Here is a 25379-nt window from a genome sequence, read left to right as displayed (position 1 = left end):
GGGCGCCCGCTCCCGCGCGGGTGCGGGAGCGGGCGCCCCGGCGCTGTGCCGGTGCCGCCGCGCGGCCTACGAGCCGGTGGACGGGGATGCCGACGGGGATCCGGACGGTGAGGGGGACGTGGACGGGGACCCGGACGGGTCCGGTGACGGTTCGGCGGTGCCGTCCGCCGCGACCTTCAGCTCCACGGTCAGCGTCGCGCCACCGGTGGTGGTGATGCGGAGCAGGAAGGTGCCGGTGGTGTCGTCCGCGTACAGCTTGGGCAGCTTGATCAGGCCCTTGCCGTCGGTCGTGAGGTTCTTCAGGGTGCGTACGGGCTTGTCGTCGTCGCCCTTGAAGTAGGGGCCCTTGTCGTTCTCGGTGCCGTCCTCGGCGGACGTGACCAGGGTGGCGGTGGCCGCGACCCGGTCCGCGACGGCGCCCTTGTAGGTGGCCTTGACCTCGACCTGGTCGGCGAAGGTGCCGCCCGGCGTGCAGAGCAGCGGTGTGTCACCGGTGCGGACGAGCTTGTCGGCGCCGCGCGCGGTGACCGTGGCCCGGTAGTCGACGGCGGAGACCGTACGGCCCACCAGCAGGGCCCGCACGGTGAAGGAGCCTGTCTTCTCACCGGCCTGGAGCGCCGGTGCGGCGGCCAGACCGGAGGCGTCGGTGACGACCGTGGCGGCCTTCTCGCCCCCCGCGAAGGCGGCGTCGGTGTCACCGTTGATCACGAACCGGATCCTGACCTTGGCGACCGCCTTGCCGGCCTTGGTCTCGGCGCGGGCGCCGATCTTCCGCGCGAAGGTGTCACCGGCCCGCGCCGTCAGCTCGCCCGTGCCCGCGTCCGCGTCCTTCAGGTGGTCCACGGTGTCGGTGGGCGTGGGGGGCTTGGTGGGGGGCGTCGGCGGCTTGGTGGGCGGCTCGGTCGGGGAGCCGCCGCCCGGCTTGCCGGGCTTGCCCGGGGTGCTCGGCTTGCCCGGCTCGGCCGGTGTGCCCGGCGTGCCCGGCGTGCCGGACTTCCCGGGGCCGGTCGTCGGCGCGGTCGGCTGCCAGGGGTTCGTGGGCGACGTCCCGGGGGTGCCGCCGCCGCTGCTGTGGCTCGGCAGCTGGCCGGTGCCGTCCGGCACGGAGTGGGTGCCCTTGCGGTAGTACTCCAGCCAGGACAGGACGGTGTTCAGGTACTCCTGCGAGTGGTTGTAGCTGAGGATCGCGCTGTTCAGGTCCGCCTGGTCCGACAGGTCCCAGCCGTTGCGGCACAGGTAGTGCGCGGTGGCCAGGGCGGCGTCGTAGATGTTGTTGGGGTCCTTCTTGCCGTCGCCGTTGCCGTCCCGGCCCGCCCACTTCCAGGTGGAGGGGATGAACTGCATGGGGCCGACCGCGCGGTCGTAGGTGCTGTCCCCGTCGTAGACGCCGTGGTCGGTGTCGCTGATGTTCGCGAAGCCGCTGCCGTTGAGGACGGGACCGAGGATCGGGGTGAGCGTCGTGCCCTGCGCGTCCACCTGGCCGCCGCGGGCCTGGCCGGACTCGACCCGGCCGATCGCGGCGAGCAGTTGCCAGGGCAGGTTGCAGCCCGGCTTCGCGGTCCGCAGTTCGGCCTCGGCCTTCTTGTAGGCGTCGAGCACGGTGGCGGGTATGCCCGCCTCGGCCGGGCCGCCGACGGCGGGGGTGCCGCTTCCCGTGCCGGTACCGGTGCCGGTGGCGGGCTCGGGGCTCTTCAGCGGCGGCAGGTCCGTGTAGTACTGCGTGTCACCGGTCGCGGTGTCACCGGCGCCCGCGGGGGTGTCGGGGGCGGAGGACGCACCGGCCGTCGCCTGTCTGCCGTCGTCGCCGGCCGTCACACCGGGAGCCTCCGAAGCGGAGAGCGCCGCGACCGCGACCGCGGCCACAGCGGTGGTCGCCGCCCCTTTGTACAGCCTCCTGCCGAAATGCGCCGCCATGGAGTGAACCCCTCCCGTGAACGCCCGAGCGTCCCTCTGTTCCTGTGTGTTCGCCCTGTTGTGACGGTTGACCCGCGGTACTGGTTGCCCTTGTGGAGCCTTTCGGATGCACGACCCAGGTGACCCTACGACAACTTCCTTTGTGTCGGGAGCGGTTCGTGCCCGGTTTGCTCCGGTTGGCCACCTTCGGCCGCACGAGGACGCGGAACCGACGTGTCCGGTTCTCCCTCCCGCATACTGGACGTGTCGGTCATCCGGGCCGCCCGGTCCGGTCAACACGCCTTGTGAGGGGTTTCGTTGCCGTTCACTCCGAGCCACGCGGCCGCCGTCCTGCCCGCGGTGCGCGGGGACGGCACGGGCCGGTGGCGGCTGGTGCCGGTGGTGCTCGTCGCGGGTTCCTCCGCACCGGACGCGACCTACTACGCGGCGAACGCGCTGCCCTCGGCGATGGGGTTCGGCGCCTTCACCCACTCCCTGCCGGGCGTCGTGACGGTGGACGTGGCGACGGCCTGGCTCCTGGCCGGGCTGTGGCTCCTGGCCCGTGAGCCCCTGGTGGCGCTGCTCCCCCGGAGTGTCCAGGGGCGGCCCGCGGCACTGCTGCGGTGCGGTGCTCCACGCGCGCGCGTGGAGCCCTCCTCGGTGGCGCGCTGGTACCTCTCCGCGGCCGTGGGCGCGCTGACCCATGTCGTCTGGGACGCCTTCACCCACCACGACCGGTGGGGCGTACGGGTGTTCCCGGTGCTGGACCACCGGGTCTGGGGCGCGCCGGGCTACCGGTACCTCCAGTACGGCGGCTCGGCGGTGGCGGCGGTCGCGATCACCGGTTTCGTCGTCCACGCCCTGCGGCGGGCGGTGGCGGTCGATCCCGCCGGGGCCGGGGTCCCGGTGCTGCCGGTCCGGGACCGGTGGTGGGGCCCGGCCCTGATCGGCGGCTGCGCGGCGGCCGGGACGGTGCAGCGGGTCGCTCGCTCGTGGGCCGGGGACGGGAGGGGCGGGGGCCTGTTCGACCTGATCCCCACCGTGTGCTTCGGCGCGGGCGCCGGGCTGGTGGCGGGGGTGACGGCGTACGCGGTGGTGGTGCGGGTGCGCCACCGGCACAGGGTCGCCGACGGGGGCGGGGGCGCGGGCGTGGGGAGCGGCGGCGGGGGTGGGGGCGTGGGCCCGCCCGAGCCGGGTGCGGGAGACGGCGGCGGGCGTCGGCGGGACGGCGGCCTACGGATTCGGTGAGGCGGCCGGGCCTTCGGAGAGCCGGGCCCTGATTCCAGCCTGGTTCCGGCCTGGCGCCGACCTGGTCCCGGCCTGGTCCCGGCCTGGTCCCGGCCTGGTTCCGGTCTCGGTCCCGGGCGGTCGTCGCCGCTCGCTGCCTTCCGAAGGCTGTCCGGGCCCGGCTACCGGTCGCGGTGGCCCGGACCGTTGCGGCGGCTCTGGTGGTCCTGCGGGGGCGGGTGGGGCGACGGGTGGTCCGTGCGATCGGGACGAGCCGGACGGTCTGTACGGTCCGGGCGGTTCTTACGGTCCCGGCGGTCGGGGCGGTCCTCGCGTGGTGCCGGGCCGCTCGGGCGGCGGGGCACGGCCGGGGAGGCCGCGACGAAGACGGTGAGGGTGCGGGTGGGGACGGGGCGCGGCACCCGGGCGAGCAGGAGCGCCGCGTAGCCGCGCGTCAGATCGGCCCACAGCCGCCAGGGAAGCCGCGCGCCGGGGGTGAACCGGCGGCGCAGGTCCCACGCGGCCCGCCGGAGGGTGACCGCGAGGTCGGTCGGGACACGGGCGGTGCTCGCGGTCGACGCGAGGGCCGGAACCGGCGGGGGCGACGCGGCCGGGGCCGCGCCGACGGCTGTCTGGGATACCGCCGGCCGGTGGTTGAGCATGCGTATACCCATGCCCAGATCCTGTCGGGCGGGGATGGCCGGTGCGTCTTCGCGGGGGCCACGTGAGTGATGTACACGCAGTCGCCGCAGGTCACGGCAGATCCGGGCGTCTCCGGGCGGCCCGGCGACCGGGCGGCCCGGCGGCGCACGCGGACGGGTCCGGTGGACGGCCCGTGAAGCCGTCCGCCGGACCCGTCCCGGCCGGGCCGTACGCAGGGCCCGGCGGCCGTCAGTGCGCCGCCGACTCCCAGTCCGGCCCCACGCCCACCGAGACGTCCAGGGGCGCCCTGAGCCGGACCGCGCCGGCCATCTCGCGGCGGACGATCTCCTCCACGGCCGCGCGCTCGCCGGGGGCGATCTCCAGCACGATCTCGTCGTGGACCTGGAGCAGCATCCGGGACCTCAGCCCGGCCTCGGCCAGCGCCCGGTCCACATGCAGCATGGCGATCTTGACGATGTCGGCCGCCGTGCCCTGGATCGGCGCGTTGAGGGCCATCCGCTCGGCCATCTCGCGGCGCTGGCGGTTGTCGCTGTTGAGGTCGGGGAGGTAGCGGCGGCGGCCGAACAGGGTCTCGGTGTAGCCGGTGGCGCGGGCCTCGTCCACCACCCGGTGCAGATAGTCCCGTACGCCGCCGAACCGCTCGAAGTAGGCGTCCATCAGGGCGCGGGCCTCGCCCGCCTCGATGTTCAGCTGCTGGGAGAGGCCGAAGGCCGACAGGCCGTACGCCAGGCCGTAGGACATGGCCTTGATCTTGCGGCGCATCTCCGCGTCCACCGCCGAGCGCTCGACGGCGAAGACCTGCGAGGCCGCGGTGGTGTGCAGGTCCTCACCGGAGGTGAACGCCTCGATCAGGCCCGCGTCCTCGGACAGATGGGCCATGACGCGCAGCTCGATCTGGCTGTAGTCGGCGGTCATCAGCGACTCGAAGCCCTCGCCGACCACGAAGCCGCGGCGGATGGCCCGGCCCTCGTCGGTGCGCACGGGGATGTTCTGGAGGTTCGGGTCGGTCGAGGAGAGGCGGCCGGTCGCGGCGACCGTCTGGTTGAAGGTGGTGTGGATGCGGCCGTCCGCGGCGACCGTCTTGATCAGGCCCTCGACGGTCACCCGGAGCTTGGCCTGCTCGCGGTGGCGGAGCATGATCACCGGCAGCTCGTTGTCCGTCTGGCCGGCCAGCCAGGCCAGGGCGTCGGCGTCGGTGGTGTAGCCGGTCTTGGTCTTCTTGGTCTTCGGCAGGGCCAGCTCGCCGAAGAGGACCTCCTGGAGCTGCTTGGGCGAGCCGAGGTTGAACTCGTGCCCGGCCGCGGCGTGCGCCTCCTTCACGGCCTGCTGCACCGCGCCGGCGAAGGTCTGCTCCATCGCCTCCAGATGGGTGCGGTCGGCGGCGATGCCGTGCCGCTCCATGCGGGCGAGCAGTGCGGAGGTGGGCAGCTCCATGTCGCGCAGCAGGTCCGCGGCGCCGACCTCCTGGAGGCGGTCCCCGAAGGCCGTGCCGAGGTCGAGGACGGCACGGGCCTGGATCATCAGGGCCTCGGCCTCGGCGGCGTCGTCCGCGCCGAAGGCGAGCTGGCCGTCGGCCGCAGCGGCCGGTGCCAGCTCGCGGTGCAGGTACTCCAGGGACAGCGCGTCCAGGTCGAAGGAGCGGCGTCCTGGCTTCACCAGATAGGCGGCGAGCGCGGTGTCCATGGCGACGCCCGCGACGCTCCAGCCGTGCTCGGCGAAGACCCGCATGGCGCCCTTGGCGTTGTGGAAGACCTTGGTCCGGCCCGCGTCGGCCAGCCAGCCCGCGAACGCCTGCTCGTCGGCCTCGTCGAGCTGCGTCGGGTCGAACCAGGCGGCGGCCCCGCCGTCGGCGGCCAGCGCGACCTCGGCCACCGAGCCGGTGCCCAGCGCCCAGGTGTCGACCGTGGCGACGCCCAGGGTCCGGCCGCCGTGCTCGGCGAGCCAGCCGGCCAGCTCGCCGGTGCCCAGCACCGCGCCGTCCAGCTCCACGCCCTCCGTCGCGACCGGCGTGGTCTCGGCCTCCTCGGCGCCCGGGTCGACGGCGAAGAGCCGCTCGCGCAGCGACGGGTTGCGGATCTCCAGGGTGTCCAGGACCATCGCGACGGCCTTGCGGTCGTAGGCGGCCCTGGCCAGCTCGGCGACGCCCTTGGGCAGCTCGACGCCGCGCTCCAGCTCGGTGAGGCGGCGGTTGAGCTTGACGGCCTCCAGGTGGTCGCGCAGATTCTGCCCGGCCTTGCCCTTGACCTCCTCGACGCGCTCGACCAGCTCGGCGAACGAGCCGAACTGGTTGATCCACTTCGCGGCCGTCTTCTCGCCCACGCCCGGGATGCCCGGCAGGTTGTCCGAGGGGTCGCCGCGCAGCGCCGCGAAGTCGGGGTACTGGGCGGGCGTCAACCCGTACTTCTCGAAGACCTTCTCCGGGGTGAACCGGGTCAGCTCGGAGACGCCCTTGGTGGGGTAGAGCACGGTGGTGTGCTCGGAGACCAGCTGGAAGGAATCGCGGTCGCCGGTGACGATCAGTACGTCGAAGCCCGCGGCCTCGGCCTGGGTGGCGAGGGTGGCGATGATGTCGTCCGCCTCGAACCCCTCGACGGCGAAGCGGGAGGCGTGCATCGCGTCGAGCAGCTCGCCGATCAGCTCCACCTGCCCCTTGAACTCGTCGGGGGTCTTGGAGCGGTTCGCCTTGTACTCCGTGAACTCCTCGGAGCGCCAGGTCTTGCGGGAGACGTCGAACGCCACCGCGAAGTGCGTGGGCGCCTCGTCACGCAGGGTGTTGGCCAGCATCGACGCGAAGCCGTAGATCGCGTTCGTCGGCTGGCCCGTCGCGGTGGTGAAGTTCTCCGCGGGCAGCGCGAAGAACGCGCGGTAGGCCAGCGAGTGCCCGTCCATGAGCATCAGCCGCGGACGGGTGCCGCCGGGGTCGGTCTCGGTCTTCTTCGATGCTGTCTCTGCCACGTCCCCGATCCTGCCACGTGCCACTGACAGCCGGACGCCACCCGCGCTGTGCCCGGCCGCCGGGACCCCGGCGGCCCCGGCCCCCGGCCCGCGGCCCGCGGCCCGCGCTCCTCCCCGGCCGACGGCATTGTCACCGCCTCGTGCGAGGATCGGAGAGGGTCCGGTCCGGGGCCCGGGGCGCGATCTCGCGGTACCGGCCGGGGAAAGCAGCACCGGCACAGCACAGGCAGTACCGGCAGTACAGGCAGCACCCACGCAGTCGCCAGTCGAAGGAGAGCGTCCGATGGCCACCAAGCCGCCCAAGGGTGATCCGGTCCAGGACGCGCCGCAGGTGGACGGGCCCGAGCACGCGGCGGCGGGACTGCCCGCCGTCCGGCACTCGCTGCGCATGGCCCGGCAGCAGATGGGGGTCAAGCGCACCGCGCTGACCCTGCTGCGGGTCAACCAGAAGGACGGCTTCGACTGTCCGGGCTGCGCCTGGCCCGAGCCGGAGCACCGGCACACGGCGGAGTTCTGCGAGAACGGCGCGAAGGCGGTCGCCGAGGAGGCGACCCTGCGCCGGGTCACCCCGGAGTTCTTCGCCGCGCACCCCGTGTCGGACCTGGCCGGCCGCAGCGGCTACTGGCTGGGGCAGCAGGGGCGGCTGACCCACCCCATGTATCTGCCGGAGGGCGCCGACCACTACGAGCCGGTCACCTGGGAGCGCGCCTTCGGCATCGTCGCCGAGGAGATCGCCGCGCTCTCCTCCCCCGACGAGGCCGTCTTCTACACCTCCGGCCGCACCAGCAACGAGGCCGCGTTCCTCTACCAGCTGTTCGCGCGGGAGCTGGGCACCAACAACCTGCCCGACTGCTCGAACATGTGCCACGAGTCGTCCGGTTCGGCCCTGTCGGAGACGATCGGCGTCGGCAAGGGCAGCGTCCTGCTGGAGGACCTCCACCAGGCCGATCTGATCATCGTGGCCGGCCAGAACCCGGGGACGAACCATCCGCGCATGCTCTCCGCGCTGGAGAAGGCCAAGTCGAACGGCGCGAAGATCATCAGCGTCAATCCGCTGCCCGAGGCCGGCCTGGAGCGCTTCAAGAACCCGCAGACACCGAAGGGCCTGGCCGCCGGTGCCGCGCTCACGGACCTGTTCCTCCAGATCCGCCTCGGCGGCGACCAGGCGCTCTTCCGCCTCCTCAACCGGCTGATCCTTGAGACCCCGGGCGCCGTGGACGAGCTGTTCGTCCGCGAGCACACGCACGGCTACGAGGAGTTCGCGGCCGCCGCCCGCGCCGCCGACTGGGACCGGACGCTCGCCGCGACCGGCCTCACCCGCGCGGAGATCGAGCGCGCCCTGGACATGGTGCTCGCCTCCCGGCGCGTCATCGTGTGCTGGGCGATGGGCCTGACCCAGCACAAGCACTCGGTGCCGACCATCCGCGAGGTGGTCAACTTCCTGCTGCTGCGCGGCAACATCGGGCGCACGGGCGCGGGCGTGTGCCCGGTGCGCGGGCACTCCAATGTGCAGGGCGACCGCACGATGGGCATCTTCGAGCGTCCCGCCCCGGCCTTCCTGGACGCCCTGGAGAAGGAGTTCGGCTTCGTGCCGCCGCGCGAGCACGGCTACGACGTCGTCCGGGCGATCCGCGCCCTGCGCGACGGCGAGGCGAAGGTGTTCTTCGCGATGGGCGGCAACTTCGTCTCCGCCTCGCCCGACACCGAGGTCACCGAGGCGGCCATGCGCCGGGCCCGGCTGACCGTGCACGTGTCGACCAAGCTCAACCGCTCGCACGTCGTCACGGGCGCGCGCGCCCTGATCCTGCCCACGCTCGGCCGCACCGAGCGCGATGTGCGGGGCGGCGGCGAGCAGTTCGTCACGGTCGAGGACTCGATGGGCATGGTGCACGCCTCCCGGGGCCGGCTGGCGCCCGCGAGCCCGGTGCTGCTGTCGGAGCCGGCCATCGTGTCCCGGCTGGCCCGCCGGGTGCTGGGCGAGGACAGCGTGGTGCCGTGGGAGGAGTTCGAGCGGGACTACGGCGCGATCCGCGACCGGATCGCGCGGGTGGTCCCCGGCTTCGAGGACTTCAACGCGCGCGTGGCCCGCCCCGGCGGCTTCGCGCTGCCGCACGCCCCGCGCGACGAGCGCCGCTTCCCGACCGCGACCGGCAAGGCCAACTTCACGGCCGCCCCGGTGGAGTTCCCCGAGCTGCCCGAGGGGCGGCTGCTGCTCCAGACGCTGCGCTCGCACGACCAGTACAACACCACGATCTACGGCCTGGACGACCGCTACCGGGGCATCCGGAACGGCCGCCGGGTGGTGCTCGTCCACCCCGAGGACGCGCGGCGGCTCGGGGTGGCCGACGGCTCGTACGTCGACCTGGTCGGCGAGTGGAAGGACGGCGTGGAGCGGCGGGCGAGCGGCTTCCGGGTGGTGCACTACCCGACCGCGCGCGGCTGCGCGGCCTCGTACTACCCGGAGACGAACGTCCTGGTGCCCCTGGACGCCACCGCGGACACCAGCAACACCCCGGCCAGCAAGTCCGTCGTGGTGCGTCTGGAACAATCGGCGACCGACTGAGCGTCCGCTCAGTGGCGTAGTGCCGACCGACGACGAACGGAGCCGGGCCCATGGGCGAGCAGCAGCACGTGAAGTTCCCTCAGGAGGTCATCGACGAGTACGCCGCCCTCGGCATCGACCTGCCCGCCCTGTTCTCCGCCGGCGACCTCGGGAACCGGATGGGCGTGCGGATCACCGAGGCGTCGGCCGAGCGTGTCGTCGGCACCATGCCGGTGGAGGGCAACACCCAGCCGTACGGGCTGCTGCACGGCGGCGCCTCCGCCGTCCTCGCCGAGACCCTGGGCTCGGTGGGCGCGATGCTGCACGGCGGCAGTTCCAGGATCGCCGTGGGGGTCGACCTGAACTGCACGCATCACCGCGGGGCGCGTTCGGGCGCGGTCACCGGTGTGGCCACGCCGCTGCACCGGGGACGCTCGACGGCCACGTACGAGATCGTGATCAGTGACGAGCAGGGGCGGCGGGTGTGCAGCGCGCGGCTCACCTGTCTGCTGCGCGAGGCGCGGCCGGCGGACGCGGACGGCGCACGGGCCGCCGCCACGGGCTGACCCGCGCGGGCAGGGGGCGGTCCGGTCGTGTGCCGGGCCGCCCCTTGCGGCATTCCCGGACACCGTGACGCACCACGTGCATCACGAACACCACCGGCCCCATCAGCCCCAACGCGCTGTTTACCACGCAGGGCGGGACATCCCGGCGTATCGCACTCCAGATATCCGTATTCATGCCTTCCCGGCCGTCGCTGAATGCGATCTTCCATTTTTCTGCGTAACACTGCGTAACACAGAAGCAATACGAAGGCTCTGATTCCTCTTCGCGGACACCCCCCGGCATGATCTTTCCGGGGCCTCGCGGCGCGCTCGCGGCCCGCTCCGCCGCCGCCCCGCCGACGGCCAACCGGAAGTGCGCATTCTCAGAATGCGGACCGGACGGGAATTCCACCAAACCGGCCGAGAGCGACCTTCCGAGAAGCCCCTGAACCGGAACGGCATAACAAGAAAGTCACAAGCCAGTCCACCACCATGCCCATGGCCACACCCCAGGCTTAGAGTCACGGCCAGTCACCGCTCCACCGGGAGTTCGGTACCAGCGCGGCCTGTGCCACCCCCACACCGGGCGGACATGCCTGCGGAAAGGACTGATTGTGCGACAGCGTTCCCTGGTGATACTCACCTCCGTCCTCACGACCGGAGCTCTGGCCCTCACCGCGTGCGGCTCCCGCGGAGGCGACGACAAGGGCGGCGACGACAAGGGCGGCACCACGGTCGTCATCGGTGTCGACGCCCCGCTGACGGGACAGAACTCCGCCACCGGCCTCGGCATCCAGTCCGGCGTCGAGATCGCGGTCAAGGACGCCAACGAGAAGAAGCTCGTCCCCGGCGTCACCTTCAAGGTCGTCGCCCTCGACGACAAGGCCCTGCCGCCGACCGGCCAGCAGAACGCCTCCCAGCTGGTCGCCAACAAGGACGTCCTCGGCGTCGTCGGCCCGCTCAACTCCGGTGTCGCGCAGACCATGCAGAAGGTCTTCGCCTCCGCGAACCTGGCCGAGATCTCCCCGTCCAACACCGCGCCCGAGCTGACGCAGGGCAAGGACTGGGTCTCCGGCAACAAGGTCCGCCCCTTCAAGACGTACTTCCGCACCGCCATCACCGACGAGGTGCAGGGCGGCTTCGCGGCCGACTACGTCTTCAAGACCCTCAAGAAGAAGAAGGTCTTCGTCGTCGACGACAAGCAGACCTACGGAGCGGGTCTGGCCGGGATCTTCGGCAAGAAGTTCAAGGAGCAGGGCGGCACCGTCGCCGGCACCGACCACATCAACGTCGGTGACAAGGACTTCTCCACCCTCGTCACCAAGATCAAGAACTCGGGCGCCGAACTCCTCTACTACGGCGGCCAGTACGACGAGTCGCAGGTCCTCACCAAGCAGCTCAAGGACGCCGGTGCCAAGATCCCGCTGATGGGCGGCGACGGCATGTTCACACCGACCTACATCCAGACCGCCGGCAAGGCGGCCGAGGGCGACTTCGTCACCTCCGTCGGCGTCCCCGTCGACACCCTGCCCGCCGCCAAGGAGTTCATCGACAAGTACAAGTCCGGTGGCTACAAGGGCGACTACGGCACCTACGGCGGCTACTCCTACGACGCCGCCACCGCCATCATCAAGGCCGTCGGCAACGTCGTGAAGGACGGCAAGGTCCCCTCCGACGCCCGCCAGCAGGTCGTCGACCAGCTCCAGAAGATCGACTTCGAGGGCATCGCAGGACCGGTCGGCTTCGACCAGTACGGCGACACCAAGAACAAGCAGCTCACCCTGTACCAAGTCACCAACGGTGCGTGGAAGTCCGTCAAGACCGGTACGTACAACGCAAGCTGACCCAGCTTCAGCACGGACGACACCAGGGCCGCGCGGCCACGACGACCCGTCACCGCGCGGCCCGACCTCTCTCCCCCGTCACTCTCCGCACCCACATGGAGGCCTTGCGGTGCACACCCTGCCGCAACAGCTGGCCAACGGGCTGATTCTCGGCTCGATGTACGGGCTGATCGCCATCGGCTACACGATGGTGTACGGCATCGTCCAGCTCATCAACTTCGCCCACGGCGAGATCTTCATGACCGGCGGCTTCGGCGCCCTCTCCGTCTATCTCGTCCTGCCCGACGGCACATCCATGTGGATCGCCCTCCCCCTCATGCTGATCGGCGGCGGCCTGGTGGCCGTGCTCATCGCGGTGGGAGCGGAACGATTCGCCTACCGGCCGCTCAGAGGCGCCCCACGCCTCGCCCCCCTCATCACCGCCATCGGCCTCTCCCTCGCCCTCCAGCAGGCCGTCTTCAACTGGTACCCGCACGCCGACAACGCCCGCAAATTCCCCCAGCTGCCCGGCGGCCCGTTCAACATCACCGACAGCCTCAAGATCCAGTCCGGTGAACTCTTCGTCCTCATAGCCGCCCCCCTCTGCATGGGCGCCCTCGCCTTCTTCGTCCGCACCTCCCGCACCGGCCGCGCCATGCAGGCCACCGCCCAGGACCCGGACACCGCCCAGCTCATGGGCATCGACACCAACCGCATCATCGTCATCGCCTTCGCCATCGGCGGCTTCTTCGCCGCCGTCGCCGGCATCGCCTGGGGCTTCCGCGTCGGCAGCGTCAACTACGACATGGGCTTCGTCGCCGGACTCAAGGCCTTCACCGCCGCCGTCCTCGGCGGCATCGGCAACATCTACGGCGCCATGCTCGGCGGCATCGTCCTCGGCCTCGCCGAAGGACTCGCCACCGCCTACATCGCCGACATCCCCGGCATGGACCAGTTCGGCGGCCAGGGCTGGGCCTCCGTATGGGCCTTCGTCCTGCTCATCCTCGTCCTCCTCTTCAGGCCACAGGGCCTGCTCGGCGAACGCGTCGCGGACAGGGCGTGAGCACCATGACCGACACCACCCGCCCCGACCGGGGCACCCCGCTCATCCCGCTGCCGCACGGCGCCGCCCGGCTGCTCACCACCGTCGGCGCCGTCGCCACCATCGCCAGCACCATGCTCGCCTGGACCTGGACCGCCGAATTCCCCGGCGACCTCACCGTCACCGCCTACCCGGCAGGACTCCAGCTCCTCACCCTCACCGGCGGCATCCTCACCCTCCTGTACGCCCTCACCCTCTGGGACGTCCGCGGACTGCGCTGGCTCAACCCCGCCCGCACCACCGCCCCCGTCTTCCTCACCGCCCTGGCCGCCTTCGCCGTCACCTGGTACACGATCCTCGCGATCGCCATCGAACTCGGCGGCCTCGCCAACCTCGAACCCGGCGGCTACGTCGCCGCCGTCGCCTCACTGCTGCCCGTCATCGGCGCCCTCGCCCTGCCGCGCCCCGGCGACACCTGGAAGTCGTACTTCGCCAAGGCCGACGACATCCCCCGCCCCGCCCCGCTGCCCGCCTGGGCCGAACGCGTCGCCATCACCCTCGCGCTCGCCCTCGGACTCGTCGTCTTCACCTACGGCATCAGCACCCCCGACGACGAGTACGGCGAGACCTTCAGCGGCTTCGGACTCCTCGTCGTCTTCTCCGCCTGGGCCCTCTTCAGCGCCGGACTCACCGACCGCTTCTCCGCGCTCAACGCCCGCCACAAGGGATTCGCCACCTCCATGGCCTTCCTCGCCGCGGCGATCTTCCCCTTCACCCAGACCGAGGACCACAACGCCAACATCGGCGTCAACATCCTCATCTTCGCCACCGTCGCGCTCGGCCTGAACATCGTTGTCGGACTCACCGGCCTGCTCGACCTCGGCTACGTCGCCTTCCTCGGCGTCGGCGCCTACGCCGCGGCCCTCGTCTCCGGCTCCGAGTACTCCCGCTTCTCCGGCACCCAACTCCCCTTCTGGGGAGCCGTCCTCGTCGGCATGGGCGCCTCCCTCGTCTTCGGCGTCCTCATCGGCGCCCCCACCCTGCGGCTGCGCGGCGACTACCTCGCCATCGTCACCCTCGGCTTCGGAGAGATCTTCCGCATCGCCGTCAACAACCTCGACGGCTCCTCCGGACCCGACATCACCAACGGCCCCAACGGCATCGCCAACATCCCCGACCTGGAGATGTTCGGCTTCAACTTCGGCGACCCGCACGACATCGGCTCCTTCACCCTGGGCCGCTTCGCCAACTACTTCCTGCTGATGCTGATCTTCACGGCCATCGTCGTACTGGTCTTCACCCGCGCCGCCGACTCCCGCATCGGCCGCTCCTGGGTCGCCATCCGCGAGGACGAGACCGCCGCCACCGCCATGGGCATCAACGGCTTCCGCGTCAAGCTCATCGCCTTCGCCCTCGGCGCCGCGCTCGCCGGACTCGCCGGCACCGTCAGCGCCCACGTCAGCTACTCCGTCGTCCCCACGCCCTACCAGTTCGCCGGCGCCGCCCCGCCCAACTCCGCGTTCCTGCTGGCCGCCGTCGTCCTCGGCGGCATGGGCACCGTCAGCGGCCCCCTCCTCGGCGCCAGCATGCTCTACCTCATCCCCGAGAAGCTCCAGTTCCTCAAGAACTACGAACTCCTCGCCTTCGGCCTCGCCCTCGTCCTCCTCATGCGGTTCCGGCCGGAGGGCATCATCGCCAACCGCCGCCGCCAGCTGGAGTTCCACGAGACCGGACAACTCGACGTACCCGAACAGAAGACGCTCCCCGAGGACCCGGCCGTCACCAAGGCAGGGGCGTGAGGACGATGACGACACCAGTACTCGAAGCCCGTGACGTCACCATGCGCTTCGGCGGCCTCACCGCCGTACGCTCCGTCGACTTCACCGTCAACAGCGGCGAGATCGTCGGACTCATCGGACCCAACGGCGCCGGCAAGACCACCTTCTTCAACTGCCTCACCGGCCTCTACGTCCCCACCGAAGGAACCGTCTCCTACAAAGGAACCGTCCTTCCCCCCAAACCCCACCTGGTCACCCAGGCCGGAATCGCCCGCACATTCCAGAACATCCGGCTCTTCGCCAACATGACCGTCCTGGAAAACGTGCTGATCGGACGGCACACCCGCACCAAAGAAGGACTCTGGTCCGCACTCCTGCGCGGCCCCGGATTCAAGAAAGCGGAAAAAGCGAGCGAAGAACGGGCCATGGAACTGCTCCAGTTCATCGGCCTCGCCCACAAACGCGACCATCTCGCCCGCAATCTCCCCTACGGCGAACAGCGCAAACTGGAGATCGCCCGCGCCCTCGCCAGCGAACCCGGCCTGCTGCTCCTCGACGAGCCCACGGCCGGAATGAACCCCCAGGAAACCCGCGCCACCGAAGAACTCGTCTTCGCCATCCGCGAGCAGGGCATCGCCGTCCTCGTCATCGAGCACGACATGCGGTTCATCTTCAACCTCTGCGACCGCGTCGCCGTCCTCGTCCAGGGCGAGAAACTCATCGAGGGCACCTCCGACGTCGTCCAGGCCGACGAACGCGTCGTCGCCGCCTACCTCGGCGAACCCTTCGAAGGCGCCCCCGGCGACGCGGAGGCCGCCGAGGTCGAGGCGGCCGAGGCGGAAGCCGCCGAGGCCGAAGCGGAGCACAGCACCAAGGGAGAAGCCCAGTGACCGCACTCCTGGAGGTCGAGGACCTCAGGGTCGCCTACGGCAAGATCGAGGCCGTCAAAGGCATCTCCTTCAGCGTCGAGGCGGGCGAGGTCGTCACCCTCATCGGCACCAACGGCGCCGGCAAGACCACCACCCTGCGCACCCTCTCCGGCCTGCTCAAACCCAGCGGCGGAAAGATCCTCTTCGACGGCAGGCCGCTCACCGGCGTCCCCGCCCACAAGATCGTCGCCCTCGGACTCGCCCACTCCCCCGAGGGCCGGCACATCTTCCCCCGGCTCAGCATCGCCGAGAACCTCCAGCTCGGCGCCTTCCTCCGCAAGGACAAAGAAGGCATCGAGAAGGACATCCAGCGGGCCTACGACCTCTTCCCCATCCTCGGCGAACGCCGCAAGCAGGCCGCCGGCACCCTCTCCGGCGGCGAACAGCAGATGCTCGCCATGGGCCGCGCCCTCATGTCCCAGCCCAAGCTCCTCATGCTCGACGAACCGTCCATGGGCCTGTCGCCCATCATGATGCAGAAGATCATGTCCACGATCGTCGAACTGAAGTCCCAGGGCACCACCATCCTGCTCGTCGAACAGAACGCCCAGGCCGCGCTCTCCCTAGCCGACCAGGGACACGTCATGGAGGTCGGCAACATCGTCCTCTCCGGCACCGGACGCGACCTCCTGCACGACGAATCCGTCCGCAAGGCCTACCTCGGCGAGGACTGAGCCCACCGGACCGCACCCGCCGCACACGCAGAGGCCCGCACCCCGGTCAGGGGGTGCGGGCCTCTCCGTACGCACCGGCGGGCGGGCGCCGCTCAGTCCTCCTCGGACCGCACCGGCTTCCCGCCCTTGGCCGCCTTCTTCTCCTCGCTGTCCTGGATGACCGCCTCCGCCACCTGCTGCATCGACATCCGGCGGTCCATCGACGTCTTCTGGATCCAGCGGAACGCCGCCGGCTCCGTCAGCCCGTACTCCGTCTGCAACACCGACTTCGCCCGGTCCACCAGCTTCCGGGTCTCCAGCCGCTGGGAGAGGTCCGCGACCTCCTTCTCCAGCGCCCGCAGCTCCGTGAACCGCGACACCGCCATCTCGATCGCCGGCACCACGTCACTCTTGCTGAACGGCTTCACCAGATACGCCATCGCACCGGCGTCCCGCGCCCGCTCCACCAGATCACGCTGCGAGAACGCCGTCAGCATCAGCACCGGGGCGATGCTCTCCTCGGCGATCTTCTCCGCCGCCGAGATGCCGTCCAGCTTCGGCATCTTCACATCCAGGATCACCAGATCCGGCCGGTGCTCCCGGGCCAGCTCCACCGCCCGCTCACCGTCCCCGGCCTCACCGACGACGCTGTAGCCCTCCTCCTCCAGCATCTCCTTGAGATCGAGACGGATCAGCGCCTCGTCCTCGGCGATGACCACACGGGTCGTCAGCGGCGGGACATGCGACGTGTCGTCGCCGGCGGCGGCGTCGACGGACTGGGGCGACTCGGGGCCGGTCACGGGGGCGCTCCTTGTTCCGGGGGAGGCAGATACTGCTCCCAAGAGCGTACCTAGCTGCGGTAAGGTGGGGGCACGGCGGGTGACCGTCGATCTTCATTTCGAAGGGCGCCCCGGTAGCCCAGCGGTAGAGGCAATGGTCTCAAACACCATCCAGCGTCGGTTCGAATCCGACCCGGGGTACTTTTCCACAGTTCCCAAGGTCACGCTTCCCCAGCGGATGTCCACGTTCTCGTGAACATCCGCTTTTTGCCGCGTGCCGTCGCCACCGCCCCGCGACGGTGGTCACATGTACGACCTCGGCACGCGCAAGCACGCCCTCGCCCTGCTCGCGCAAGGGCGCAGCCTGAACTCCGTCAGCAAGCAGACCGGCGTCTCCCGCGCCGCGATCCGCTCCTGGCGCGTCCGCCTCGAACCCCTTCCCCGCATGGCGCCCACCGACCCGGGGCCGCCCGCGGACGAGGCGGCGTACGCCTATCTGCTGGGCCTGTATCTGGGCGACGGGTGTCTCAGCCCGCATCCGCGCGGCGGCCACTACCTGCGGATCGCATGTGCCGACGCCTGGCCCGGACTCCTCCGTGAGTGCCGGGAGGCCATCACGGCGGTGCGGCCCGGCGTCGGGGTGTACGACGAGCAGAAGCAGGGATGCACCATGATCACCAGCTACTCCCGGCACTGGCCCCGCCTGTTCCCGCAGCACGGCACCGGCAGGAAGCACGAGCGCCGCATCGCGCTCGCCCCCTGGCAGCAGGAGATCGTCGACGCGTATCCCTGGGAGTTCGTCCGGGGGCTCATCCACTCGGACGGCTGCCGGATCACCAACTGGACGACCCGTCTCGTCGGCGGTGAGCGCAAGCGCTACGAGTACCCGCGGTACTTCTTCACCAACCTGTCGGCGGACATCACGCGGCTCTGCACCGACACCCTCGACCGGCTGGGTGTCGAGTGGAAGGCCCACGGCTGGAACATCTCCGTCGCCCGCAGAGCCTCCGTGGCCCTCATGGACGCGCACATCGGGCCCAAGTACTGACGGTCCCCTACCGCGGCCGGTCGTCCTCGCCGATGTGGTGGACGCGGACCAGGTTGGTGGAGCCGGGGACGCCGGGCGGGGAGCCGGCGGTGATGACGACGACGTCGCCCTTCTCGCAGCGGCCGTGGCGCAGGAGGAGTTCGTCGACCTGGGCGACCATGGCGTCGGTGGAGTCGACGTGCGGGCCGAGGAAGGTCTCGACGCCCCAGGTCGCGCTGAGCTGGGAGCGGGTGGCGGGCTCGGGGGTGAAGGCCAGGACGGGGATGGGTGAGCGGTAGCGGGAGAGGCGGCGGGCGGTGTCGCCGGACTGGGTGAAGGCGACGAGGAACCGCGCGCCGAGGAAGTCGCCGATCTCCGCGGCGGCGCGGGCGACGGCGCCGCCCTGGGTGCGGGGCTTGTTGTGCTCGGTCAGCGGGGGCAGGCCGCGGGCGAGGATGACCTCCTCGGCGGCGGCGACGATCTTCGCCATGGTGCGGACGGTGGTGACGGGGTGCTTGCCGACGCTGGTCTCGCCGGAGAGCATCACCGCGTCGGTGCCGTCGATGACGGCGTTGGCGACGTCGCTGGCCTCCGCGCGGGTGGGGCGGGAGTTGTCGATCATGGAGTCCAGCATCTGGGTGGCGACGATCACCGGCTTGGCGTTGCGCCGGGCGAGTTCCACGGCGCGCTTCTGCACGATGGGCACCTGTTCGAGGGGCATCTCGACGCCGAGGTCGCCGCGGGCGACCATGATGCCGTCGAAGGCGGCGACGATCTCGTCGACGGCCTCGACCGCCTGCGGTTTCTCGATCTTGGCGATGACGGGCAGGCGGCGGCCCTCCTCGTCCATGATGCGGTGGACGTCGAGGATGTCGCGGCCGCTGCGCACGAACGAGAGCGCGATGACGTCGAAGCCGGTGCGCAGCGCCCAGCGCAGGTCGTCCTCGTCCTTCTTGGACAGGGCGGGGACGGAGACGGCGACGCCGGGGAGGTTGAGGCCCTTGTGGTCGGAGACCATGCCGCCCTCGGTGACGCGGGTGCGGACGCGGGGTCCGTCCACGGCGGTGACCTCCAGGCCGACCTTGCCGTCGTCGACGAGGATGCGCTCGCCGGGGGTGACGTCGGCGGCGAGGCCGGCGTGGGTGGTGCCGCACTGGTGGCGGTCGCCCTCGACGCCTTCTTCGACGGTGATGGTGAAGGTGTCGCCGCGTTCGAGGAGTACGGGTCCTTCGCGGAAGCGGCCGAGGCGGATCTTCGGGCCTTGAAGGTCGGCGAGGAGGCCGATGCTGCGGCCGGTCTCGTCGGCGGCCTTGCGTACGTGCTGGTAGCGCTCGTCGTGTTCGGCGTGCTCGCCGTGGCTGAGGTTGAAGCGGGCGACGTCCATTCCGGCGTCGACCAGGGCTTTGATCCGGTCGTACGTGTCGGTGGCGGGCCCCAGGGTACAGACGATCTTCGCTCGGCGCATGGTGTGAGCCTAGGCCTTACCTGTCGGTAGGGATTTGGTGCGACGTGACTGTTCAACGACCTTTGGATGAAGGGTTATTGACAAGTGTTGAAGTGTGCGGGGCGGTGCTCCTCTGAGCGTTCGGCGGGCTTCCGGCGGGGTGTGCGGTGTCGGTCGGGGTGGGGGCTCGCTCTCGGTCCGGTGTTCTGACGTGTTTACAGTTTGGGCGGTTTCATGGTGAATCGCGCGTTGAGTTGCGCATGGACGTGCTGACGCTGGGGTTCCAGGTCGAGCGGGGCGGCCTCCTCGGGGGCGCCGCCGGGGGCGCCGAAGGCCGCGGCGCGGGCGCGTCCGGCGTACGGCGGGAAGGAGGCGTTGCCCTCGGCGCCGATGTCGGCGATCTCGATGAGGGCCGCGAGCGTGGTGCCGAGGGCTTCGGCGTACTCCTTGGCGCGCTGGACGGCGGCGTGTACGGCCTGTCGGCGGGCCTCGCGGTGGGCGGGCGAGCCGGGACGCAGTTCCCACCAGGGGCCGTCCACTCGGGTGAGGTCCAAGTCGGCCAGTCGGGTGGTGAGTTCGCCGAGGGCGGTGAAGTCGGTGAGTTCGGCGGTGAGGTGGACGGCGCCGTGGTAGGTGCGGACGCGTTCACCGCGGCCGTGGCGGGCGGGTTCGGGGGCGACGGAGAAGGCGCCGGTCTCCAGCCGTTCGACGGCGGGGCCGTAGGACCGGACGAGGTCGAGGGCGGCGCTGTTGCGGCGGGTGAGGTCGTCGAGGGCGGAGCGGCGGTCCCTGCCGCGGGCGCTGACGGTGATGCCGATGCGGGCGATCTCGGGGTCGACTTCGAGGTGGGCCTCGCCGCGGACGGCGATGCGCGGGGCGTCGGGGGTGCCGTACGGGACGGCGGGGCCGGGTTCCTCGGGGGTGGCGAAGGTCATGTCTCCCACTGTGCCACCGGGTGCCGGGGCGAGGGCACGGGGCGGCGGTCATCAGATCGCAACCTGCGGGGACTGTTGCGCTTCGGCATGTCCCGGCCAGAATCTACGCGCGTCCATCCATGGTCGGTCTACGCGCGTCGTCGGCCGTCCGCGGCCGGTCGCGCTCCGGCCGGCCCGCGGGCCGGTCCTCGCAAGCCGATCCTTCGCAAGGAGAACCAGACATGGCGTTGAACCGCCGGAAGTTCCTGAAGAAGTCCGCCGTCACCGGGGCGGGGGTGGCGCTGGCGGGTGCGGCGGCGGCTCCGGCGGCCGAGGCCGCGACCCCCGGGCACGGCCACGGTCATGGGCACGGGCACCGCCCCCAGCGGTACTCGCTGACCGTGATGGGCACGACGGACCTGCACGGGCACGTCTTCAACTGGGATTACTTCAAGGACGCGGAGTACACGGACGGCGCGGGCAACGCGCAGGGCCTGGCGCGCATCTCGACGCTGGTGAACCAGGTCCGCGAGGAGAAGGGCCGCCGCAACACACTGCTGCTGGACGCGGGTGACACGATCCAGGGCACCCCGCTGTCGTACTACTACGCGAAGGTGGACCCGATCACCGCCAAGGGCGGTCCGGTGCACCCGATGGCGCAGGCGATGAACGCGATCGGCTACGACGCGGTGGCGCTGGGCAACCACGAGTTCAACTACGGCATCGAGACGCTGCGCAAGTTCGAGCAGCAGTGCCGTTTCCCGCTGCTGGGCGCGAACGCGCTGGACGCGAAGACGCAGCGCCCGGCGTTCACGCCGTACGTCATGAAGACGTTCCATGTGCCGGGTGCCGCGCCGGTGAAGGTGGCCGTGCTGGGGCTGACCAACCCGGGCATCGCGATCTGGGACAAGGCGTATGTGCAGGGGAAGCTGACGTTCCCGGGGCTTGAGGAGCAGGCGGCGAAGTGGGTGCCGAAGCTGCGGTCGATGGGCGCGGACGTGGTGATCGTGTCGGCGCACTCGGGTACGTCGGGCCAGTCGTCCTACGGTGACCAGTTGCCGTACGTGGAGGACGCGGCGGCGAACGTGGCCCGGCTGGTGCCGGGGATCGACGCGATCCTGGTGGGGCACGCGCATCTGGAGATCCCGGAGCTGAAGGTCGTCAACGAGAAGTCGGGGAAGACGGTGGTGCTGTCGGAGCCGCTGTGCTTCGCGGAGCGGCTGACCCTGTTCGACATCGAGCTGGTGTTCTCCCGGGGCCGCTGGGAGGTGGAGTCGGTCGCCGCCTCGCTGCGCAACTCGAACTCGGTGCCGGACGACCCGAAGATCACCAGGCTGCTCAAGGCCGAGCACAAGAAGGTGGTGCAGTACGTCAACCAGGTCGTCGGGCAGGCCACGCAGACGCTGACGACGGTGGACGCCCGTTACAAGGACGCGCCGATCATCGATCTGATCACCAAGGTCCAGGAGGACGTGGTGAAGGCGGCGCTGGCGGGTACGCAGTACGCGGCGCTGCCGGTGATCGCGCAGGCGTCGCCGTTCTCGCGGACCTCGCAGATCTCGGCGGGCGATGTGACGATCCGGGACCTGTCGAGCCTGTACGTGTACGACAACACGCTGGTGGCGAAGCTGATGACGGGTGCGCAGGTGCGGGAGTACCTGGAGTACTCGGCGGGCTACTACGTGCAGACGGCGGCGGGCGCGCCCGTGGACGTGGAGAAGCTGACGAACGCGGGCGGCCGGCCGGACTACAACTACGACTACGTGTCGGGGCTGGCGTACGACATCGACGTCGCGCAGCCGGCCGGTGCGCGGATCCGGAACCTGACGTTCAAGGGTGCCGCGCTGGACGACGCGCAGCAGTTCGTGCTGGCGGTGAACAACTACCGGGCCAACGGCGGCGGCGCGTTCCCGCATGTGGCGGCGGCGAAGGAGCTGTGGTCGGAGTCGACGGAGATCCGTACCCGGATCGCCGAGTGGGCGACGGCGAAGGGTGTGCTGGACCCGAAGGACTTCGCGTCGGTGGACTGGAAGCTGACGCGGGACGGTACGCCGGTGTTCTGACCGGCGGGCCGGTGCGGGGCCGGTGCACCGGCCCCGCGGCCGGTGTGTCCGTGCCGCGGGCAGCGGTGCGGTGGCGGGGGCGCGGCCTCAGGTCCCGTCCGCCAGGGGGGCGAGTGCCTTGAACTGGTGGGCGGGCGGGACCTGGGGCCGCTGCTGTCGCAGGCCGAAGCTGGTGAAGGCGGTGCGGGCGGGCAGCGGGTAGCTGGCCGTGCCGGTGACGGAGTTGAGGATGGTGGCGCTGCGCCAGGCGGCGAGGCCGAGGTCGGGGGCGCCGACGCCGTGGGTGTGGTGTTCGGCGTTCTGCACGTAGACGTGGCAGCCGGCGGCGGTGACGGCGGGGTCGAGGAGGAGGCGGTACTGCTCGTCGACGCGGGGGCGTTCGCTCTGGTCGCGTTGCATGTAGGGGTCGAGCGAGGCGAGGAGGTGGCCCAGGGGGCGGGGCCGGTAGCCGGTGGCGAGGACGACGGCGTCGGTGGTGAGGCGGCTGCGGGCGTCCTGCTGGGGGTGTTCCAGGTGGAGTTCGACCTTGTTGCCCGCGACGCGGCCCGCGGTGCGGACGCGGACGCCGGGGGTGAGGACGGCGTCGGGCCAGCCGCCGTGCAGGGTGCGGTGGTACAGCTCGTCGTGGATGGCGGCGAGGGTGTCCGCGTCCACGCCCTTGTGCAGTTGCCACTGGGCGGGGACGAGCCGGTCGCGGACGGGTTCGGGCAGGGCGTGGAAGTAGCGGGTGTAGTCGGGCGTGAAGTGTTCCAGGCCGAGTTTGGAGTACTCCATGGGGGCGAACGCCTCGGTGCGGCCGATCCAGTGCAGCCGCTCGTGGCCGGCGGGGCGGCCCTTGAGCAGGTCGAGGAAGACCTCGGCGCCCGACTGTCCGGAGCCGACGACGGTGACGTGCCCGGCGGCGAGGAGTGCGTCGCGGTGGTCGAGGTAGTCGGCGGCGTGCACGACGAGGGCGCCGGGGGCGCCGGCCAGGGGGCGCAGCGGTTCGGGTACGTGGGGTTCGGTGCCGACGCCGAGGACGACGTTGCGGGTGTAGGTGCGGCCCAGGGCCTCGGCCTCGCCGTCGCTGTCGAGCTGGGTGAAGTCGACCTCGAAGAGGCGGTGTTCGGGGTTCCAGCGGACGGTGTCGACCTGGTGGCCGTAGTGCAGTGCGGGGAGCTGGTCGGAGACCCAGCGGCAGTAGGCGTCGTACTCGGCGCGCTCGATGTGGAGGCGTTCGGCGAAGTAGAAGGGGAAGAGCCGGTCGCGGTCCTTGAGGTAGTTGAGGAAGGACCAGTGGCTGGCGGGGTCGGCGAGGGTGACGAGGTCGGCGAGGAAGGGCACCTGGAGGCGGGCGCCGTCGATGAGCAGGCCGGGGTGCCAGTCGAAGCGGGCGCGCTGTTCGTAGAAGGCGGTGGACAGGCCGGTGAGGGGGTGGGCGAGGGCGGCCAGGGAGAGGTTGAACGGTCCGACACCGATGCCGACCAGGTCGCGGGGGGCGGTCTGGGTGGGGGTGCGGTCCATCGGGGGGCGGCTCTGCGGCAGCCGGTCGGCGGCCGTCCGGTTCGCCGGGGAGTGCCGGGCCGGGGAGTGCTGGGCCGGGGGGCGGCCGGTCGGCGGGTGGGGGCCGGTCGGGGCGTGGGGGTGGCTCATCGGGGGGTGGTTCCTTCCACCAGTTTCAGCAGGGCGGCCAGGTCGTCGGGCCGGGTGCGGGGGTTGAGGAGGGTGGCCTTGAGCCAGAGCCGGCCGTCCAGGCGGGCCCGGCCGAGGACGGCGCGGCCGTCGGTGAGCAGGCGGCGGCGTACGGCGGCCACGGCGTCGTCGGGGGCCCCGGCGGGCCGGAACAGGACCGTGCTGATGACGGGGCGTCCGCGCAGTTCGAGGCCGGGGTGGTCCTCGACGAGGTCGGCGAGGGTGCGGGCGTGGGCGCAGACCTCGTCGACGAGCGCGCCGAGTCCGGCGCGGCCGAGGGTCTTGAGGGTGACGGCGATCTTGAGGATGTCGGGGCGCCGGGTGGTGCGCAGGGAGCGGCCGAGGAGGTCGGGCAGGCCGGCCTCGGTGTCGTCGTCGGCGTTGAGGTAGTCGGCACGGTGGCGGAGGGCGTCGAGGTCGCCGCCGCGGCGTACGGCGAGGAGCCCGGCGGCGACCGGCTGCCAGCCGAGTTTGTGCAGGTCGAGGGTGATGGTGTGGGCGGCGTCGAGGCCGGTGAGCAGGTGGCGGTGGCGGTCGCTGAACAGGAGGCCGCCGCCGTGCGCGGCGTCGATGTGCAGCCGGGCGCCGTGGGCGGCGCAGAGCGCGGCGGTCTCGGGGAGCGGGTCGATGAGTCCGGCGTCGGTGGTTCCGGCGGTGGCGGCGACCAGGAGGGGGGTGCGGGGGGCGCCGGGTCCGGTGAGGGCGGTGAGGGTCTCGGCCAGGGCGGCGGGGTCGAGGGTGCCGGTGGGGGCGGGGACGCGCACGGGGGCGGGCAGGCCGAGCAGCCAGGCGGCGCGGGGCAGGGAGTGGTGGGCGTTGGCGCCGTGGACGAGCCGGAGGCCGCTGCCCCGCTTCTCGCGGGCGAGGAGCAGCGCGAGGTGGTTGGACTCGGTGCCGCCGGTGGTGACGACGGCGTCGGCGCATCCCGCGGTGCGGGCGAGGCCGCGGGTGACGAGGGCTTCGAGCGCGGAGGCGGCGGGTGCCTGGTCCCAGGAGTCGAGCGAGGGGTTGAGGACGGCGGCGGCGAGGTCCGCGGCGACGGCGACGGCCAGGGGCGGGCAGTGCAGGTGGGCGGCGCAGAGCGGGTCGGCGGGGTCGGCGGCGCCCTCGGCCAGGGCGTGCACGAGGGCGCGCAGGGCGTCGGGCTCGCCGTACTCGGGCAGTACGACCCCGGCGGCCGCGCGGACCCGGGCGGCGACGGCCTCCGGGCCGCCCGCGGGCAGCGGCCCGCCCCGGGCCGCCCGTCCGCTGTCCAGCGCGCCGAGCACGGTGTCCAGCAGCGGCCGCAGGGCGTGGCGGCCCTCGGGCCCGGAGGCGAGGCTGACCCGCGGTGCGGGCGGGTGCGGAGTGCCCATGGGCTGTCCTTAGGGGTGCGCGGGCCAGGAGCTTCCGGTTTGTCCGCCTGAAGGCGGGGTGCCCGGAAAGTCCAAC

18 protein-coding genes and 1 tRNA gene are annotated in these 25379 nt (G+C 71.6%); 11 read left to right on the top strand and 8 right to left on the bottom strand.

Annotated elements, in window-relative coordinates:
• Positions 1-66: 66 nt before the first annotated feature.
• Positions 67-1914, bottom strand: coding sequence for a lytic transglycosylase domain-containing protein (locus ACWDYF_RS06720; protein ID WP_389466691.1), 1848 nt, complete (start codon positions 1912-1914; stop codon positions 67-69).
• 297 nt (positions 1915-2211) lie between these two features.
• Here ACWDYF_RS06720 and ACWDYF_RS06715 point away from each other — a divergent pair, with 297 nt between their 5' ends.
• On the top strand, positions 2212-3141 hold the full coding sequence (locus ACWDYF_RS06715) for a DUF4184 family protein (RefSeq protein WP_389466694.1): 930 nt from the start codon (positions 2212-2214) through the stop codon (positions 3139-3141).
• A gap of 161 nt (positions 3142-3302) precedes the next feature.
• Here ACWDYF_RS06715 and ACWDYF_RS06710 read toward each other — a convergent pair whose 3' ends face one another.
• Entirely contained in the window at positions 3303-3794 is a 492-nt protein-coding gene (locus tag ACWDYF_RS06710; protein ID WP_389466696.1) for a hypothetical protein, read from the bottom strand.
• Positions 3795-4011: 217 nt separating this feature from the next.
• Complete coding sequence (gene polA, locus ACWDYF_RS06705) at positions 4012-6738, bottom strand: DNA polymerase I (RefSeq protein ID WP_381743804.1); 2727 nt, start codon at positions 6736-6738, stop codon at positions 4012-4014.
• Positions 6739-7021: 283 nt separating this feature from the next.
• On the opposite strand from polA, the gene ACWDYF_RS06700 reads away from it, so the two are divergent.
• The 7 genes from ACWDYF_RS06700 to ACWDYF_RS06670 all read left to right on the top strand — a co-directional run bounded on the left by ACWDYF_RS06700 (position 7022) and on the right by ACWDYF_RS06670 (position 16071).
• Positions 7022-9301, top strand: coding sequence for an FdhF/YdeP family oxidoreductase (locus tag ACWDYF_RS06700; protein WP_389466698.1), 2280 nt, complete (start codon positions 7022-7024; stop codon positions 9299-9301).
• 50 nt (positions 9302-9351) lie between these two features.
• Positions 9352-9846: a PaaI family thioesterase gene (locus ACWDYF_RS06695; protein WP_381743802.1), complete on the top strand. Its 495-nt coding sequence runs from the start codon at positions 9352-9354 to the stop codon at positions 9844-9846.
• 593 nt (positions 9847-10439) lie between these two features.
• Positions 10440-11669, top strand: coding sequence for a branched-chain amino acid ABC transporter substrate-binding protein (locus ACWDYF_RS06690; protein WP_018567558.1), 1230 nt, complete (start codon positions 10440-10442; stop codon positions 11667-11669).
• A 109-nt stretch (positions 11670-11778) separates the two neighbouring features.
• Complete coding sequence (locus tag ACWDYF_RS06685; RefSeq protein ID WP_018567557.1) at positions 11779-12711, top strand: branched-chain amino acid ABC transporter permease; 933 nt, start codon at positions 11779-11781, stop codon at positions 12709-12711.
• Positions 12712-12716: 5 nt separating this feature from the next.
• Positions 12717-14489: a branched-chain amino acid ABC transporter permease gene (locus tag ACWDYF_RS06680; protein WP_037873622.1), complete on the top strand. Its 1773-nt coding sequence runs from the start codon at positions 12717-12719 to the stop codon at positions 14487-14489.
• A gap of 5 nt (positions 14490-14494) precedes the next feature.
• Entirely contained in the window at positions 14495-15358 is an 864-nt protein-coding gene (locus ACWDYF_RS06675) for an ABC transporter ATP-binding protein (protein WP_037893656.1), read from the top strand.
• Entirely contained in the window at positions 15355-16071 is a 717-nt protein-coding gene (locus tag ACWDYF_RS06670; protein WP_381743801.1) for an ABC transporter ATP-binding protein, read from the top strand. The genes ACWDYF_RS06675 and ACWDYF_RS06670 overlap by 4 nt, the downstream gene beginning before the upstream one ends.
• A gap of 92 nt (positions 16072-16163) precedes the next feature.
• Here the strand turns inward: ACWDYF_RS06670 and ACWDYF_RS06665 are convergent, their stop codons facing one another.
• Positions 16164-16850: an ANTAR domain-containing response regulator gene (locus tag ACWDYF_RS06665; protein WP_018567553.1), complete on the bottom strand. Its 687-nt coding sequence runs from the start codon at positions 16848-16850 to the stop codon at positions 16164-16166.
• 107 nt (positions 16851-16957) lie between these two features.
• Between ACWDYF_RS06665 and ACWDYF_RS06660 the strand changes: the two genes are divergently transcribed.
• Together ACWDYF_RS06660 and ACWDYF_RS06655 are read left to right on the top strand one after the other, a co-directional pair.
• A tRNA-Leu gene (locus ACWDYF_RS06660) sits at positions 16958-17030 on the top strand.
• Positions 17031-17136: 106 nt separating this feature from the next.
• Entirely contained in the window at positions 17137-17877 is a 741-nt protein-coding gene (locus tag ACWDYF_RS06655; RefSeq protein ID WP_037893652.1) for a helix-turn-helix domain-containing protein, read from the top strand.
• 7 nt (positions 17878-17884) lie between these two features.
• Here ACWDYF_RS06655 and pyk read toward each other — a convergent pair whose 3' ends face one another.
• Together pyk and ACWDYF_RS06645 are read right to left on the bottom strand one after the other, a co-directional pair.
• Entirely contained in the window at positions 17885-19321 is a 1437-nt protein-coding gene (pyk, locus tag ACWDYF_RS06650; RefSeq protein ID WP_389466706.1) for a pyruvate kinase, read from the bottom strand.
• A 194-nt stretch (positions 19322-19515) separates the two neighbouring features.
• A complete protein-coding gene (locus ACWDYF_RS06645; protein WP_381743798.1) occupies positions 19516-20235 on the bottom strand; it encodes an SIMPL domain-containing protein in 720 nt (239 codons plus the stop codon).
• Between the two features lie 221 nt (positions 20236-20456).
• On the opposite strand from ACWDYF_RS06645, the gene ACWDYF_RS06640 reads away from it, so the two are divergent.
• Positions 20457-22277: a bifunctional metallophosphatase/5'-nucleotidase gene (locus ACWDYF_RS06640; RefSeq protein WP_381743797.1), complete on the top strand. Its 1821-nt coding sequence runs from the start codon at positions 20457-20459 to the stop codon at positions 22275-22277.
• 87 nt (positions 22278-22364) lie between these two features.
• Here the strand turns inward: ACWDYF_RS06640 and ACWDYF_RS06635 are convergent, their stop codons facing one another.
• Both ACWDYF_RS06635 and ACWDYF_RS06630 read right to left on the bottom strand, forming a co-directional pair.
• A complete protein-coding gene (locus ACWDYF_RS06635; RefSeq protein ID WP_389466710.1) occupies positions 22365-23909 on the bottom strand; it encodes a lysine N(6)-hydroxylase/L-ornithine N(5)-oxygenase family protein in 1545 nt (514 codons plus the stop codon).
• Entirely contained in the window at positions 23906-25303 is a 1398-nt protein-coding gene (locus ACWDYF_RS06630; protein ID WP_389466712.1) for a pyridoxal phosphate-dependent decarboxylase family protein, read from the bottom strand. Before ACWDYF_RS06630 ends, ACWDYF_RS06635 begins: the two co-directional genes overlap by 4 nt.
• Positions 25304-25379 lie beyond the last annotated feature (76 nt).

The organism is Streptomyces sp. NPDC003284, assembly GCF_053589675.1.
This window is presented reverse-complemented; position numbering and strand designations above follow the sequence as displayed.